We start from the raw sequence: 16,513 nt of genomic DNA, 5'->3' as shown, positions 1-16,513 counted from the left end.
TGAATAATGTCCGTTAATTATTATTGACGAACTTTCTCAATTAATTGTATTAGCTGCTCGGCCACCAACTGCTTACTCGCGGGGCCAATAGCCTTTTGTTTTACGTCGTTTTTATCGCGATAATAAACTTGAAGCTCATTATCGTCACATGAAAAGCCAATATCGCAACGACTAACATCGTTTGCGCATATCATAGTAATGCCTTTACGTTCCATTTTGGCTTTAGCGTATTCGCTAACGTTCTGAGTCTCAGCGGCAAAGCCGACACAAAAAGCGCGACTCTCGCTTGCTACCCATTTTAAAATATCGGGATTTTGCATCAGCTCCATGACTAAACCATCATCACCAGTTTTCTTCATTTTTTCGCTAGCGACTTTTTTCGGGCGATAATCCGCGACTGCCGCACAAGATACAAAAATAGCATCATCGGTTACCGCTTCTTTTACTGCTTGCAGCATTGATGTGGCACTTTCTACGCTAATACGGTCCACCCCGAACGGTGCAGGCAAGCACACTGGACCACTCACTAGGGTCACCTTCGCACCCGCTTTTGCCGCCATTTCAGCCACTGCATAGCCCATCTTCCCAGAACTACGATTTGCTAAATAGCGTACTGGGTCAATAGCTTCCACCGTAGGCCCAGCGGTAACGACCCAATGCTGACCATCCAATATTTTGTGATAAAAAAACTGTTCGACATGCTGCAACAAATCTTGAGGCTCCAGCATCCGCCCTAAGCCAACATCCCCACAAGCCTGATCACCCGAATCAGGTCCCCAAACGGTAATGTGTCTTTTCTGCAAAGTCGCTACGTTATCTTGTGTTGCTGCATTAGCCCACATTTGCTGATTCATAGCAGGTGCGATCGCGACTGGCGCCGCTGTGGCTAAACATAGTGTCGTCAGTAAATCATCGGCACTGCCTGCCACCATTTTCGCCATAACATCAGCAGTAGCAGGCGCAATGAGTACCAGATCGGCCCAGCGAGCCAGCTCTATATGCCCCATCGCAGCTTCAGCTTGTGGATCCAGCAAGTGCTCGTGCACAGGATTCCCTGTTAACGCCTGAAACGTCATCGGAGTAATAAAAGCCTGCGCGCCCTTCGTCATAACACAACGAACTTCCGCGCCTGCTTTAATCAGCAAACGGCTGAGCTCAGCGCTTTTATACGCAGCGATACCGCCTGTTATTCCTAACAGGATTTTCTTACCTTGCAAACTCATGCTAACCGATTGATTTAACTTATAATGAGTTACAAGTTTACGCTTTTACGCACAAAAATTATAGTCATATTCTTAATTACAGAGATTCCCATAAACACTACACTCGCTAACACTCTAATAAAACAGCTGAAGCAACCACTGTCACAAGGATGTGAGCATGAAAATTATGGAATGGCCACAACAAGAAAGGCCTCGCGAACGACTGATGAAGCATGGCGCAGGCTCCCTTTCAGACGCAGAGTTATTAGCAATCTTTCTCCGAACGGGGACTAAAAGTCACAATGTTGTCGACCTATCACGTCACCTGCTTAAAGAGTTTGGTGGTTTGCGCCAATTACTTGAAGCCGATTTGTCCGAATTTACTCAGCAACCAGGGATGGGCAATGCTAAGTATTGCCAGCTTCAAGCAAGCTTAGAGCTATCCAAGCGTTACTTGCAGCAGAGACTGCAACAAAATCAAAGCTTTAACTCACCAGATGATGTTAAAGAATTTCTCTCGTCATTACTAAGTCATCATAAGCGGGAACAGTTTGTCGTGCTATTCCTTAACAACCAACATCAATTGCTGGTCCAAGAAACTCTATTTCAAGGCACAATAAATAGCTCAGAAGTGCATCCAAGGGTTGTGGTTGAGAAGGCCCTGAGTTATCATGCCGCCGCAGTGATATTGGCGCATAACCACCCGAGTGGTTGTAACGAGCCCAGCCCTTCCGATCGGCATATTACCGATAGAATCCAACAAGCTCTCATGCTGGTGGATATTCGAACGCTGGACCACATCATTATCGCGCAAAATCAAAGCTATTCCTTCGCGGAACACGGCTTACTATAACGAATTTGACGTTTACTCGTGGTTTCATCGATTTTTCGTGGAAAACCTGAGTAAATTGGCCTTTTATTGTCAGTTTAGTTGTCAAAGCGACGGCTTTCTGGTATAAAGTGCGCCCTATTTGAAGAGTCGCGGTGGGTTAAGACATTCTCCCCCCGCAATGTAATGATTATTTTTTGGAGGCTATATCATGGCTAAAGTTTGTCAGGTAACAGGCAAGCGTCCAGTGACAGGAAACAACGTGTCACACGCAAAAAACCGTACAAAACGTCGTTTTTTACCTAACTTGCACACTCACCGTTTTTGGGTTGAGTCTGAGAAGCGTTTCGTCAAACTACGCGTATCAGCAAAAGGTATGCGCATTATCGATAAGAAAGGTATCGAGACTGTGCTTACTGAATTGCGTGCTCGTGGCGAAAAAGTATAAGGAGCTGAAAGATGCGCGATAAAATCCGTTTAGTGTCAAGTGCTGGTACAGGTCACTTCTATACCACTGACAAGAACAAGAAAAACATGCCAGGCAAGATGGAAATCAAAAAGTTTGATCCAACCATCCGTAAGCATGTGATCTATAAAGAAGCAAAAATTAAGTAATATTCATTACTTAATATAGCTTTATAGTTTTCTGCCTCCAAGAAAACGACTAAAAAGCCCAGCAGTTTGCTGGGCTTTTTGCTATTCTGCACTACAATATTTGCCATCGATTTAATTATTCGCTTGCCATGCCAGAACTACCAGAAGTTGAAACAACCACTCGAGGTTTAGCACCCCATATCACGGGACAAACCATTAAAGCAGTGAATATTCATCAGCCACAGCTTCGTTGGCCTATCCCTGATGAACTGAAGCATTTAGCAGGCGAAGTTAGTGGTGAGATTATTCGTAGAGCCAAATATATGTTATGGCAGTTCCCGGCGGGGTCGGTTGTTATGCACCTTGGCATGTCTGGCACCATGCGGGTTGTTGGCGAGAATACGCCCCTCAAAAAGCATGACCACTTTGAAGTGGTTTTCGCGAACGGCACATCTTTTCGCCTCAACGACCCTCGTCGCTTTGGCGCCATCTTATGGCAACCTAAAGGAGAAACCCTTGAAATTATCAGCTCTTTAGGCCCCGAGCCTCTCGATGATGATTTTAACGGTGATTACCTTCACCAAAAGCTCAGTAAACGCAAAGGTGCGATTAAAAACGCTATTATGACCAATGCTGTTGTTGTCGGGGTGGGGAATATTTATGCCAGTGAATCCTTATTTCTTAGCGGTATACACCCTAAGAGAGCGGCCAACCGAATCAGCCTTAAAAGATGTCAATTATTAGCTGAAAATATAAAGCAAGTTTTACTGCAAGCCATTGAGAAAGGTGGAACCACGCTAAAAGATTTCACCCAAACTGATGGTTCGCCGGGTTATTTTGCACAGCAGCTTAACGTGTACGGACGTGAGGGCGACAATTGTCTTAAGTGTGGCTCAACCATTCTGAATATCACCCTTGGTCAGCGCTCTAGCTTTTACTGCCCACAGTGTCAGCGTTAAACAAAACTAGCCATCTAAATTGCCAACCCCCTCTTTTAGCGCTATATTGCAAGTAAGCGCTGGTCAGATGACTGCGCAACAGTCATCTTCAAAGCGTTTGATTTCACATCAATGACTAAGGGGTGTCTTATGAAAAAATCTCGCCGTTCAAACAGTACTATTGAGAGCAGTAAAGTGGATATGACCTCTATGCTCGATATTATTTTCATTTTATTACTCTTTTTTATCGTCACAACGAGCTTCACCCGAGCCGATACCCTTAACATAGCGAAACCAACTACGGATTGCGCGCAAGACTGCAAGGGGGATAGCAAACCAATGATCCTCACGATAGATGAACAAAATCAAGTCTCATTCAACAACCGTATTATTGATATAGAAGCTGTTCAGGTAAATCTCGAAGGCCAACTGGCAGAAGATATTGCCGCGCCTCTCATTGTAAAAGTTCACGCCGATGCAACAAATTACACCATGGTTTCAGCTGTAGACCAGGCCAATAAGGCTGGAGTATCAAGCGTAAGCGTCGCCAGCTGGGGTAAATAAGGCTGATAGTTCACATCAGCCATAGCCAGAGGTACGATTTGCTCTTTTTTACAACAAGAGGGGTAGACATTTAAGACTGGATCACATTTAATGTGGCGGTTATACTTTAATGATTACTTTAAACAATGCCGCCTTTGTGGGCCAAGTGCTTTTAGAATATCTAAGAGTAGCAAAAAGTGCGACAGGATAAGATATATTATGCGTAGAAAACATAGAGAAGACGAAGATACGGCGATTGATATGACACCGATGCTAGACATCGTATTCATCATGTTAATCTTCTTCATTGTAACAACATCTTTTGTGAGAGAAGACACGGTTGAGATTTCGCGTCCAAGCACCAACCAAGATTCGACGCCACCTAAGAATCCACCACCATTAATTGTGGTTTCTATCGATGAGCAAAGTAATGTCTTCATGAATGACCGCTCAATTGATCCTGAGGCAATTCGTGCGAATATCGAAACTCAGCTAGCGGCAGATCCGCGCTCTCCTGTACTTGTACGAGTTCACGAAGAGGCAGTCAATAATGTCTTGGTAACTGCCGTTGACCAAGCTAATGCAGCTGGTGTCTCGAAAGTTAACGTGGCACGCTGGATCACAGGTAAATAGTCCTGATGAGTTAATATCAAAGGCGGCATATGTCGCCTTTTTTATTGCTCACTGAAATATAACCGTCTGACTGAAACCACATCACTCAATGTTTAGCCAACTAGAAACCTTTTGTAGCAAACTCCCAGCATCCCAGTTTGATCTAAAGTGGGGTAACGATCGAACCTATTGTATTGCCGATAAAATGTTCGTCGTTTTTTGCCCTGGCAATAAAGACAGCGATGACGTGCAAAGCGTTTGTTTCAAAGTTTCGCCGGCGGATTTCCTTGCGCTGACTGACCTCGAGGGAGTCGTACCTGCGCCTTATCTTGCGCGGTACCACTGGGTTTCTGTTGTGGACGAAGAAGTATTATCACAGCAAGAGCTGGAACTACTGGTCAAAGGGTCTTACGATACGGTCTTTTCCAAGCTTACTAAACAAAAGCAACAAGCCATTCTTAATCAATCATGAGCAATCTACTCGTTATCCTATTCATTGCGTTAGGTGTCGGCTTTTGGGTCTACATCAGGCGCGTGCAAGAGTCAGCCTATAAAGCTGCACAAAAAGCCTGCCAAGAAGCCGCCGTACAAAACCTAGATGGGTACGTCGCGCTCAAAAAAATGTACTTTGATAAAGGTGATGACGGGAAGCTTCGTTTTCTACGCCGATATCAGTTTGAATTTGCGACAGATGGTGCGCAACGTTTCCAAGGCTATATCGTTATGCAGGGAAAGTGGCCTGTTATTGTCGAGATGGAGTCTGTTTAAACCGCTAGAGCGACTTTATGGTCTGAGCCGATATTGCGTCTCAATGCTCTTTTTGTCGCGTTATAAGCCACCAGGTAAGCTTCTGGCCCTTTTTCAAGCTTCGTTGGACCGCAACGCGGTAAATCGAAAAGTTGTAACGAGACCAAGTTACTACGCTGTGGTATTTGTAGCGCTTTAGACTCTTTTTTGCGCCAAGGCGACACCGACACAATATGATGATAAAACACTCGCTCATCATGCCTGACGTCTGCTAGCGCAGGACGGTCTTTAATCCCGCCATCAAGCAAACGATAACCATTGTAATGGATCGGCTGGAAAAGCACAGGGATCGCACACGAAGCGTAAATAGCTGAAATAAGCTCTCCACTGTTAATAATCACCGTTGATTTTGACTGAATATCATAAGCGGATAACGATAATTCTGTGCGACACTCCTCAAAACTCTTAACAGGCAATATCTCGCCGAGCATCCGACGAAACTTATCACCTTTTAGTAACCCCCAGCCAAAGCCTGGGTCCCAAAAGTCCTGACGTTTTAGCTCAAACAAGATCTTTTTTAGCTCTGGCGTGTCCAAGCCAGCGGCCCAGCAGCTTGCGACTAATGCTCCGGCGCTCGAGCCGGTTAGTTTCTTGGGGAGTAAGCGCTCTTCTTCTAATGCAGCGAGCATGCCAGTATGCGCAAAAAAACTAAAAAATCCCGATGATAAGGTTAGAGTGAAAGGTTCGGACGCAAGCCAGTCTTTTAAGGTCATGGTGAAGTTTGTTCATAAAAAAGCCATACTCAGAGTATGGCTTTTAAGTTAAATCTCTACGTAATTTTCGCCAGTTAGGTTCTCGTATTTAGCGATTAACTGTTCCTGAGTCTCTGGATTATCTTCATCCAAAGGGATGCAGTCGACAGGACACACCTGCTGGCACTGAGGCTCATCGTAATGCCCGACACATTCTGTGCATTTGTCTGGGTCAATCTCATAGATTTCTTCCCCCTGATATATAGCCTCGTTAGGGCACTCAGGCTCACAAACATCACAGTTAATGCATTCGTCAGTAATTTTTAACGCCATAACTATTTACACCAAACTATTTACATCAAATGTTGAACATAATCTCTAGACGAGCTTATGAATAAGTGGTTCTATTATCGCTGATATAATGACCAAGTTCGAGGTTATTCTGAAAATTTCTTTTCCAGGGCGTCCTGCACAATAGGATCAACGAAAGCGGTGATATCACCACCTAATGATGCCACTTCTCGCACTAATGAGGATGAAATATACGAATACTTTTCCGATGGGGTTAAAAAGATAGACTCTAAGTCAGGGTCAAGATGGCGGTTCATGTTAGCTAGCTGGAATTCAAACTCAAAGTCTGACACTGCTCGAATTCCCCTCAACACCGCTAAAGCATCTTTTTCTTGAGCGAAGTGCGCCAATAAGCCGTTAAACCCTTGGACTTCTACTTGTGTATTACCTTTAAAGATTTGGCGCACCATGTCGACACGTTCAGCCAAACCAAACATCGGCTTTTTCGATGGGCTTTCTGCTATTGCAATAATGACCGTATCAAATAAACGACAAGCACGCTTAACAAGGTCCATGTGACCCTTTGTAATGGGATCGAAAGTCCCTGGGTATAATACAGTTTTTTTCATAATACTCTTCGTAACATCGTTGTATTAGTGGTAAGGCTTGATCGTTAGCCCATCAAACGTGCCCACCTCAATGTGTAGCTTCTCTTGTCTTCCTGGAACGACTTGTACCCGCTGCTCTGCATATGAATGACCACAGCCATCCTTCCCCATTTGCACAGAAATCACATGCTGACCTTCAATAAGGTTAAGCGTGACTTTTTGTCCATTGTCTAAAAGCGCCACTTCATTACCATCGACCAATATACTATAGGTACAAACGATACCAGTAAACTGGCTAGCTCGAATAATAACAAGCGTTCCTTCAAAGCTGGAAGCAGGCCGATTCCACATAGCTCTATTCATTACCTGATTCGCAGCAACTTCCTCAGCACTTTGCGGGCTTGTGTTCGCGCAACCACTTAGCGTCAATACTGCCGTCACAATGGCTAATAATAACTTCATACTCCCCTTCTCCTCATCATCGCTTCATTAACTTAAGCAACCAATTGGCAAATTTGTTATGCGGTGGATACATTAATTTGGTTCCAGCAAAGCGACTTTGTTTAAAAATACTTTTTGCCTTAGAAAAGGTTTTAAATCCTTCATGTCCATGGTAATGTCCCATACCGCTCGCACCAACCCCGCCGAATGGTAGCTCCTCTTGGCTCACATGTAAGATCGTATCATTCAGGGTCATCCCCCCGGAAATGGTTTTAAGCATATAATCAGACGTTACCTGCTTATCATAACTAAACAAGTACAGCGCTAGTGGACGTGGATGTTTATTAATATAGTCGATAACATCTTGATGATTTTTATAAGGAACCACTGGCAGCATTGGGCCAAAGATTTCTTCCTGCCGAACCAACATACTCTCGGTAGTATTCAATAGTAAAGCTGGAGGCATTTTTCGACCACTAGACTCGATATCATCAAATAAAGGGTAAACTTCCGCGCCTTGAGTGACGGCATTTTGTTTTATTTCGAGATAGCGTTCGAACTGTTTTTCCGAAGCCATAGCAGTGTAGTCTTTGCCTTGCCAGTCTGGATAAAATTTCTGTGCGACTTCACGAGTCAGCCGCTTGAATTCGCTCACACTATCTTCTTGTACAAACACATAATCTGGCGCTAGGCAGGTCTGCCCCGAGTTTAATAACTTACCAAACAGTAAGCGTTCCACAGCAAGCTTTAGAGGAAAGCTATGATCGATAATCGTCGGCGATTTTCCGCCAAGCTCTAATGTTACTGGGGTTAAATTTTCACTCGCAGCCTGCATCACTTTGCGACCGATCCTTCCCGAGCCGGTGAATAACAAATGGTCAAACGGTAGTTTTGAAAAGGCCTCTCCGACCTCTGGACCGCCAGTCACGACTCGAACCCAATCTTTACCCAAGTATTCATGGCATAAGTCAGCAAATAACTGGCTAAACTTAGGCGTAAACTCTGACATTTTCAGCATGACTCGATTGCCCGCCGCGACAGCGCCAATCAAGGGCCCAATCGCTAAGTAAAGCGGGTAATTCCATGGAACAATGATCCCAATCACGCCTTTAGGTTGGTACATGATGCGAGCTTTTGCAGGTTTAAACCACACACTCACCGAGCGCTTTTCAGGAGTAGTCCAGTCTTGTAAATTCTTTTTGGTATGCGTAATTGATTTTAGCGAAGGGTATATCTCTGCAAGCTCTGTCTCGAACGGAGATCGATAGCTGAAGTCATCACTTATCGCTTGAATTATTTGTTGCTCATGCTTGCGAAGAAGCGTCGATAGCTGATCCAGCTTTTGATTCCGAGCCTTAACGCTCGGGTAAGGCTGTTTACTATAGTGTTGCTTGAGGGATTCTAACTCTGCGCTTAAGTCCATGATGAAATATCTTATATTTCAGTAAGTTAATTCTTTCAGCATAGCAGATATCGTCACTATCCGCGAGTTGCTCACTCAAGACTACAGAAAGCGGTCAAAGTAACCCAAAATGGTTTCTTCAAGGTAAAAACTAACACCTTTGCTCGTTGGCGCAGAAACAAAGCCAACATGGCCGCCATGCTCACTGATGAGCAACTCTAAACTATCAGGGAGTTGATCATCTTTTGGAATAATCTCAGGAGACATAAAAGGATCATCAGCTGCATGAATTACTAGAGCCGGCTTTTTGATCGTCCCTAAATAGTAGATACTAGAAGCCTTACGGTAATAATCATCGGCATCATCAAACTCATTCAAAAATGACGTCACACGATTATCAAACTCACGGAAAGAGTTAATCGCCATCACATCCCTTGGCGAGAGGTTCAGCAGCTCTAATAAGCGCTCTGGAGTAAACTTGCGAACAATCCGTTTCTTCATTGACGTCAGCAAGTAAAATTTATAAATCTTAGAAAAGCCTTGATCGATGGAATCAGCGCAAATAGACAAGTTGAACGGCGTTGAAACGGCACACCCAGCGTCAATCAAGGCCTTGTCTTCTTGTTCACCTAACCATTTAAGTAAAACATTCGCGCCAAGAGAGTAACCTGCTACGAATAGCTTATCCGGTGATTTACTCTTATGAATCTCTGCAATGACTTCATCTAAGTCTTCACTGCGACCTGAGTGATAGGTTTTATCAAGGCGGTTCATTTCTTCACTGCAACCACGCCAATATACCAACACACCGCGCCAACGACGTTGCTGAATCTGGAATAACATTCGACGAAGGTAAGGCGAGTTAATATCACCTTCTAAACCGTGCAAAAGCACTACGGTTGGAGCATCACGCTCAGGATTGACCCAGTCCATATCAATGAAATCGCCATCACTAAGCTCGAGCCTTTGCCGACTTAAGTTAGGCAAAGGTAGCTTTGGCGCCAACGGCGCCCAAAATGTTTGCAGATGTCGATTCTTTAACCACCAAGGTGGATCAAAGTGGCTTTCCTTAAGCATACAACCCTTTATTATTTATTGGTGATATTTTTTACTGAGTTCATGTACCGCGTTTATAAACACGCCAGCTTTTTCTGGATTCACAGTTTGATGAATCCCATGACCTAAATTAAACACATGTCCGCTGCCATGTCCATAACTAGCCAAAATAGTCTCGACTTCTTCACGAATTCGGTCGTCTGAAGCATATAATAGTGAAGGGTCCATATTGCCTTGGAGTGCAGTTTTACCATCTACACGCTGTCGAGCTTCACTCAAGTCAGTTGTCCAATCGACACCTAAGCAGTCACAGCCCGTTTCAGCCATTAAATCTAACCACTTACCACCACCCTTGGTGAATAAAGTCACAGGGATCTGCTGTCCGTCTTTTTGGCGTTGTAGACCATCAACAATTTTCGACATATAACGTAGCGAGAACTCCTGATAATCATGCGGGGTCAAGACGCCGCCCCATGTATCAAAAATCATTAATGCCTGTGCACCCGCTTCAACCTGCGCATTAAGATAAACAATAATGGAATCTGCGAGCTTATCCAAAAGCATATGCATTGCTTTTGGGTTTTCATACATTAAGCCTTTGACTTCAGAGAAATTTTTAGTGGTACCGCCTTCCACCATGTAAGTTGCTAATGTCCATGGACTTCCAGAAAAGCCGATGAGAGGCACACTGCCTTTAAGTTCACGTCGTATGGTGCTGACAGCATCCGTGACATATTTTAGCTCTTGATTAGGGTCAGGGATCGGCAACGCTTTTACTGTTTGCTCATCTCGAACTACCTTTTTAAAAGCAGGCCCTTCTCCCGGTGTGAAATACAAGCCTAAGCCCATGGCATCTGGGATAGTTAAAATATCAGAGAACAAAATGGCTGCGTCTAGTGGAAAACGACGAAGTGGTTGCAAAGTCACTTCACACGCCAGTTCTGGATTGGTACACAAGTCCATGAAACTACCAGCCTCAGCCCTTAACTGTCGATATTCAGGTAAATAGCGTCCGGCCTGGCGCATCATCCAAATAGGAGTGCGGTCAGTTTCTTGTCGTAACGTAGCTTTAATATAACGGTCGTTGACCAGTGAGTGGCTCATAACTTGGATTGGTTAGCGTCTAATGGGCGCTATTATAAAGGGAACGACAAGCGAAAACAGCCTAAATCTTACTCTATAGATTGATTAAAGCCGACACGCATTAATTTGCACTGCGAGAAACTTCCTTACTAATCGCAGAAAACTGCCGGATCCATGGTTTTTGTGCCAAGATATCTGACGGAAGAGACTCAATAGCTTGCTTAGCTTCCGCTCGTGTCTCAAAAGCACCCCATAATACGCGATAGCGTATTTTGCCTTCTAAATCAGCGGGATAGACATAACTGTCGGCCAGATCCAGCGATGCCTGAAAGCTTTTGGCTGCACTTTCTTCCGAATGGGAAAACAGCTGCAAACTATAAGCATCTTGCGAGTGTGCCGATAACCACTGCTTGAACCCTTTAGGGGCATCAACCTCTTGTTTGACGGTAGATTTTTTTTCTGCAACTTTAAGTGCTATTGACTCAATAGGATCAGATGTCTTGGAGGCTTCCTCTACGTCCTTCTCGGTCAATGCCTCTTGTTTATCACTTTGTTCAACGACTGAAGCCCCCTCTTCTCTGACGGTTTCTTCAACGGGAGGCTGTTTAGCTAAAGAGCCATCAGGCTTATCAGTACTAACATCTTGATTAAGCTCATGCTGCTGCTCTTTGGGAGCTCGATCTTCAGCAGTCTCTAAAGGCCCTAACTCGAGTTCTGAGTTTGAACTCGTTGCTAAATCCGTGACTTCTAACGATTCCTCTCCTGTCACTGACTCTTCGGAAGACTCTTCATCACCACTCATGCTTATTGCTAGAAAAACAATCAATATCAGCGCAGCTGCCGCAAGTCCCGCTGTCATATACCAACTTTTGTTGGCTTTATCGAAGTTTTCGCTACTTTCTTGTCCAGAAAAGAGTTTGCTTAAGTTCTTTTTTGCTTGTTCAATGATGTCTTTTGGTAAGCCCTGACTCGAATACCATATCGTGTCGCTTTGCATTTGTGACACTTGGACATATTTCGGCTGGTCTTGTAGTTGCTTTTGTAAGAAATCGAAGCAATCTTCTTTTGAAAACAGAGGCAGCTCTACACGTCTCTCAGAAAACTCATCAACGCGATCACTGATGCCGGGCTCAGCCAACAGTAGCCAATAAATATTTTCAGCAGGCGCAGTAAGCTTTTGCAGAAGCAAAGTTGAAGCCTCATGAGCATCGTCAATAATGACGATCATTGGCTTTTCAGGAGCTTTAGGCAGTTGAGCCTGAATCTGTTGGATAGTGCTTAACGGATGAACCTGGACAATTTGGCAATCAATATTTTCGTCCAGAACCAGTTTTTTCTCAAAGATCTTACCAAAGGATGACTTTCCGGCACCAAACTCTCCTTCCATAACCGCAAAACCACCATTAGGAACTTGATATTTGATCAGACTCATCAAGCGATTCCAGCTCGATGGCAGGAAAAGAACGCGGTTATGCTTTTCAAAAACGTTTGGATTGAGTGACTGTGAAAAAGCCATGTAAGTCAGTGCCTTATGCTACCAATGACTCAAGATTTCGCTTTAAGTAGTCTTCTACATCTTGAGGCTTTACTGAATGTTCTATAGTAACTTCACCGATAGCATTTGGCAAAATTAGAGTGAGATCTGCATCAACATTCTTCTTATCCAGAGCCATAGCATCAACTAAGCCCGTTGCTGTAAGTTGTTTGACATAAAGATCAAGCGTGACTGGTAAACCATAAGCACTAATCAAGCGACGGATTTTTTCGGCAGATTGAACCGACAGCATCTGTTTTTCACATGCATATTCAGCCGCCATCACCATGCCAACCGCCACGGCTTCTCCATGCAACAGTGTGCCATAGCCTAGGCAACGCTCAATCGCATGCCCAAAAGTATGACCAAAATTAAGCCAAGCTCTGACGCCTTGCTCTTTTTCATCTAAACTGACAACTTCGGCTTTAATCGAACATGCTCGCTCTATCATCCGTATCAAACTGTCCGCGTCATGCGCCAAGATTGATTGAACATTATCTTCCAGCCATTTAAAAAAACCAGCATCATATAAAATGGCCGCTTTGATAATTTCTGCTATGCCCGCCTTGAACTCTCTTTCAGGCAAGGTCTCAAGGGTTGTGACATCAGTAATAACCCGACAAGGTTGATGGAAAGCACCGATCATGTTCTTACCCAAGGGGTGATTGACTGCTGTTTTTCCACCAACTGAGGAATCAACTTGCGAGAGTAAGGTGGTCGGAACTTGTATAAATCGAATACCACGCTGATAGGTTGCTGCTGCAAAGCCAGCCATATCTCCAACAACCCCGCCACCCAACGCGATTAATGTCGCATTGCGTCTTAAACCCGTCTCGAGCATTGCGTTAAGAATCCGCTGGTAGTTATCGAATGATTTATGTCGCTCCCCATCCTCCAATAAGAAATGATGGACAGAGTAGCCTTTGAGACTATTTTTTAATTTTGATAAGTAAAGTGGAGCAACAGTCTCATTGGATACAATAAATACTTGTTGCCCCTGAATAACGGGTAAAAAATTGTCTTTATCGGAAAGTAGATTATTACCGATAACTATTTGATAATCTGTACTTTTTTCTGGTAGTTTTAAGTCAAGAGTTTTCAAAGCTCGTTACTATGCAATAGGTTGTTCCATCAACTCTACGATTTCCTTGGCTACGGATTTTACCGAGCTAATATTGGTAGCAACGGTTAAATCTGCTATTTCAGTGTAGAGAGGCTCGCGCGATTTCATAAGGTCTTCCAGTGTATCCTTAGGATTATCGTTCTGGATTAAGGGACGGCGCTTGTCTCTACGAGTACGCTCTAATTGCTGCTCAATCGATGTTTCTAAGTAAACAACCACACCTCTTGCAGCAAGGTGATTGCGACTTTTGTCCGAAACAACAGCACCACCGCCAGTAGCGAGAACAATCCCTTGGCGCTGGGTCAATTCCTCAATAATTTTTTCTTCTCTGACGCGAAAACCTTCTTCACCTTCGATATCAAAAATCCAATCGATAGGCGCACCGGTGCGCTCCTCAAGCTCATGATCACTGTCTACAAACTCAAGTTTCAGGATTTCAGCTAACTGTTTACCAATGGTAGTTTTGCCTGCACCCATTGGACCTACTAGGAAGATGTTGCGCTTACCTTTCATTATTAATGTTGAACTCTTTTATTTGACCAAATATAAAAACCAAAAACCCAGGCACGCGATTATACCCGGGTTTTTAGTATTTGGGTATGGCTGTCTAATATTTCAAGCCTTCTTTGATAATTTTCGGTGTTACGAAAATTAGTAGCTCTTCTTTGGCATTTTCTCTAGAAGTGTTTCTAAACAGCCAGCCAAGCAAAGGGATATCGCCCAAAAGTGGAACTTTTGTTTCATCTAGAGTAACGCGGTGTTGGAAAATACCACCTAAAACAATCGTTTCTCCATTGTCCACTAAGATTTGCGTACCAATCTCTTGAGTATTAATTGCTGGAGCACCACCAACAGCTTGGCCGTCAGCGGTCGTAAATACAACTTCCTCGCCTCGGGTATCTTGGCTAATGGCTAAGTCTAAGAAAACTCTACCATCAGGTGTAATTTGAGGCGTCACTTTCAACTGTAAAACAGCCTCTTTAAACTGGATATTAGAAGCGCCTGAAGATCCGCCTTGTAAGTAAGGAATTTCTTCACCAGCTTTAATAAACGCTTCTTTTTGGTTGGCTGTAATGACTTTAGGGCTTGCAACAACCTCACCTCGGTTTTCAGCTTCAAGCGCTGACAGCTCCATGTCAATAATCAAGCCTTCTGCTAATCGAGCAAACGATAAACCTAGACTACCAGCAGCATTGCTTACCGGAAGGTTAACATTAAAACCACTGTTTTGTGATCTATCGCCACTGACGGAACCGTTAATTCGGCCGGCATCTTGTATCGTACCTGACACACCAACTTCACCTGAGTTCATGGCATCGCTAATACCAAAGCGAGCGCCTAAATCTCTCGTGAAACCGTCAGTTGCAGTGACAATTCTAGCCTCAATCAAGACTTGTTGTACTGGTATATCCAACTGGTCAACCAAACGTCTGACATCTTCTAGTTTAGAAGAAACATCCTTAACGATAAGAGTGTTAGTTCTAACGTCTACAGAAACTGCGCCTCGGTCAGATAAGATCCCAATCGTCGGTTCATTACTAGAGCCACCTGACTTTAGAAGGGAAGCAACCTCAGTCGCTTTTGCATAGTTCACTTGTATTAACTCGGTACGGAGTGGAGCAAGTTCTTCTTGTTGCTTGCTAGCTTCTAGCTCTTGTTGCTCACGTGCAGCGATAACGTCTGCTGGAGCAATCATCATCACATTACCATCTTGGCGCTTATCCAAGCCTTTGGACTTTAAAATAATGTCCAGGGCCTGATCCCAAGGTACGTTGATTAAGTTAAGTGCCATAGAACCTTGGACATCATCAGCGAAATCACCCAATGTATGCAAAATAGCCTTCAAATCCATATCTTGAAACTGAAGTGTTAAACGCTCACCAGTATACTTCGGCTTTTCACGCTCACGTCGCTCAATTTCTTGCTTCGATAATGGTTTTAGCTCGATCGTATAGAGATCATCCGCTTGGTAAGCAAGGTACTCAAACGCATCGTTACCGCGCACCGTTAACCTGACATTGTTACCTCTTCTGGATGTTTCAACAAGCTGGGCAGGCGTGCCGAAATCAACCACATCGAGTCGACGAATAAAGCTTGGGTCAATATCACTACCGATGAAGTCAGCAATGACAGTACGCCCTTCTTGTCTTAAATCAACATTCACATTTGCTGCGCCTAGATTCACTAGAACTCGCGCTTCTCCAGAAGTACCACGTCTGAAATCAACAGCAGCGATATCATATTCAGATGAAGAATAGTTACTTTGTGTACTTGGCTTACTATTAGCCATAGCACCTACAGTAGAGCCTGCATCTAGCGTCACCACAAAATCACTACCTTGGATTTCACTATTGTATGAAACAAGCTCTGACAAATTGATGACGACTCGGGTTCTGTTTTGAGCTTCAATAGCGGTAACTGAGCCGATAGCTCCGATACCAATATCCTTGGTTTTGTAATCTAACCCTGAGTCTACGCCCGCAAAATCCATAGATATTCTTGCTGGATTGTTAGTTGTGAACTCTTGAGGCATTGGCGGCGTGTCCGAGTAACTCAAACGGACCATGACTTTATCGCCAGGCAGTACGTTATAGTCTATCGACTGTAACTGGCTGGCTTGTACGCCCAAGGAAAACAGCATCATTCCACTCAAAGCGAAACAGCTTTTCATTAATTTCTTCATCTTTATCAACATAGTCGTTTTACCCAATTCTGACTTGTTCATCCGTTTTTCAATTATAATACGCATATTCAGCCC

Annotated in this window: 20 protein-coding genes; 8 read left to right on the top strand and 12 right to left on the bottom strand. The window is 44.0% G+C overall.

The window, feature by feature from the left end:
- Positions 1-20: 20 nt before the first annotated feature.
- Positions 21-1,223 (bottom strand): bifunctional phosphopantothenoylcysteine decarboxylase/phosphopantothenate--cysteine ligase CoaBC, encoded by a 1,203-nt coding sequence (coaBC, locus tag KFK88_RS03490; RefSeq protein ID WP_223577266.1) that lies wholly within the window; start codon positions 1,221-1,223, stop codon positions 21-23.
- A 157-nt stretch (positions 1,224-1,380) separates the two neighbouring features.
- Between coaBC and radC the strand changes: the two genes are divergently transcribed.
- The 8 genes from radC (at position 1,381) to KFK88_RS03450 (ending at position 5,486) form a co-directional block, all read left to right on the top strand.
- Positions 1,381-2,055, top strand: a complete 675-nt coding sequence (gene radC, locus KFK88_RS03485; protein WP_223577265.1) for a RadC family protein — start codon at positions 1,381-1,383, stop codon at positions 2,053-2,055.
- 187 nt (positions 2,056-2,242) lie between these two features.
- Positions 2,243-2,479 (top strand): 50S ribosomal protein L28, encoded by a 237-nt coding sequence (rpmB, locus tag KFK88_RS03480; protein ID WP_046560555.1) that lies wholly within the window; start codon positions 2,243-2,245, stop codon positions 2,477-2,479.
- A gap of 11 nt (positions 2,480-2,490) precedes the next feature.
- Complete coding sequence (gene rpmG, locus KFK88_RS03475) at positions 2,491-2,646, top strand: 50S ribosomal protein L33 (protein ID WP_018624044.1); 156 nt, start codon at positions 2,491-2,493, stop codon at positions 2,644-2,646.
- Positions 2,647-2,774: 128 nt separating this feature from the next.
- Positions 2,775-3,584, top strand: coding sequence for a bifunctional DNA-formamidopyrimidine glycosylase/DNA-(apurinic or apyrimidinic site) lyase (mutM, locus tag KFK88_RS03470; protein ID WP_223577264.1), 810 nt, complete (start codon positions 2,775-2,777; stop codon positions 3,582-3,584).
- A gap of 129 nt (positions 3,585-3,713) precedes the next feature.
- Entirely contained in the window at positions 3,714-4,127 is a 414-nt protein-coding gene (locus KFK88_RS03465) for an ExbD/TolR family protein (RefSeq protein ID WP_223577263.1), read from the top strand.
- Positions 4,128-4,325: 198 nt separating this feature from the next.
- Positions 4,326-4,739 carry an ExbD/TolR family protein gene (locus KFK88_RS03460; RefSeq protein WP_223577262.1) on the top strand — a complete coding sequence of 138 codons (414 nt, stop codon included), beginning with the start codon at positions 4,326-4,328 and terminating at the stop codon, positions 4,737-4,739.
- Positions 4,740-4,827: 88 nt separating this feature from the next.
- Complete coding sequence (locus KFK88_RS03455; protein ID WP_223577261.1) at positions 4,828-5,190, top strand: MmcQ/YjbR family DNA-binding protein; 363 nt, start codon at positions 4,828-4,830, stop codon at positions 5,188-5,190.
- On the top strand, positions 5,187-5,486 hold the full coding sequence (locus KFK88_RS03450; RefSeq protein ID WP_223577260.1) for a DUF3301 domain-containing protein: 300 nt from the start codon (positions 5,187-5,189) through the stop codon (positions 5,484-5,486). The genes KFK88_RS03455 and KFK88_RS03450 overlap by 4 nt, the downstream gene beginning before the upstream one ends.
- On the opposite strand, the gene KFK88_RS03445 is transcribed toward KFK88_RS03450, so the two are convergent.
- The 11 genes from KFK88_RS03445 to pilQ form a co-directional block, all read right to left on the bottom strand.
- Complete coding sequence (locus KFK88_RS03445; protein ID WP_223577259.1) at positions 5,483-6,238, bottom strand: patatin-like phospholipase family protein; 756 nt, start codon at positions 6,236-6,238, stop codon at positions 5,483-5,485. The two genes, KFK88_RS03450 and KFK88_RS03445, sit on opposite strands and share 4 nt — an antisense overlap.
- A 48-nt stretch (positions 6,239-6,286) precedes the next feature.
- Positions 6,287-6,550, bottom strand: coding sequence for a YfhL family 4Fe-4S dicluster ferredoxin (locus tag KFK88_RS03440; RefSeq protein WP_223577258.1), 264 nt, complete (start codon positions 6,548-6,550; stop codon positions 6,287-6,289).
- Positions 6,551-6,654: 104 nt separating this feature from the next.
- Entirely contained in the window at positions 6,655-7,137 is a 483-nt protein-coding gene (gene coaD / locus KFK88_RS03435; RefSeq protein WP_223577257.1) for a pantetheine-phosphate adenylyltransferase, read from the bottom strand.
- Positions 7,138-7,161: 24 nt separating this feature from the next.
- Positions 7,162-7,578, bottom strand: coding sequence for a putative periplasmic lipoprotein (locus KFK88_RS03430; RefSeq protein ID WP_223577256.1), 417 nt, complete (start codon positions 7,576-7,578; stop codon positions 7,162-7,164).
- Positions 7,579-7,594: 16 nt separating this feature from the next.
- Positions 7,595-8,980 carry a coniferyl aldehyde dehydrogenase gene (locus tag KFK88_RS03425; protein WP_223577255.1) on the bottom strand — a complete coding sequence of 462 codons (1,386 nt, stop codon included), beginning with the start codon at positions 8,978-8,980 and terminating at the stop codon, positions 7,595-7,597.
- An 81-nt stretch (positions 8,981-9,061) separates the two neighbouring features.
- Complete coding sequence (locus tag KFK88_RS03420; RefSeq protein ID WP_223577254.1) at positions 9,062-10,036, bottom strand: hydrolase; 975 nt, start codon at positions 10,034-10,036, stop codon at positions 9,062-9,064.
- Positions 10,037-10,051: 15 nt separating this feature from the next.
- Positions 10,052-11,119, bottom strand: coding sequence for a uroporphyrinogen decarboxylase (gene hemE / locus KFK88_RS03415; protein WP_223577253.1), 1,068 nt, complete (start codon positions 11,117-11,119; stop codon positions 10,052-10,054).
- A gap of 100 nt (positions 11,120-11,219) precedes the next feature.
- Positions 11,220-12,614, bottom strand: a complete 1,395-nt coding sequence (locus tag KFK88_RS03410; protein WP_223577252.1) for an SPOR domain-containing protein — start codon at positions 12,612-12,614, stop codon at positions 11,220-11,222.
- A gap of 13 nt (positions 12,615-12,627) precedes the next feature.
- Positions 12,628-13,734, bottom strand: coding sequence for a 3-dehydroquinate synthase (aroB, locus tag KFK88_RS03405; RefSeq protein WP_223577251.1), 1,107 nt, complete (start codon positions 13,732-13,734; stop codon positions 12,628-12,630).
- A gap of 9 nt (positions 13,735-13,743) precedes the next feature.
- Positions 13,744-14,268, bottom strand: a complete 525-nt coding sequence (aroK, locus tag KFK88_RS03400; protein ID WP_223577250.1) for a shikimate kinase AroK — start codon at positions 14,266-14,268, stop codon at positions 13,744-13,746.
- A gap of 94 nt (positions 14,269-14,362) precedes the next feature.
- Positions 14,363-16,504, bottom strand: coding sequence for a type IV pilus secretin PilQ (gene pilQ, locus KFK88_RS03395; RefSeq protein WP_223577249.1), 2,142 nt, complete (start codon positions 16,502-16,504; stop codon positions 14,363-14,365).
- Positions 16,505-16,513: the final 9 nt, after the last annotated feature.

This window comes from Kangiella taiwanensis (assembly GCF_020005165.1).
Taxonomy (GTDB): Bacteria; Pseudomonadota; Gammaproteobacteria; order Enterobacterales; family Kangiellaceae; genus Kangiella; species Kangiella taiwanensis.
This window is presented reverse-complemented; position numbering and strand designations above follow the sequence as displayed.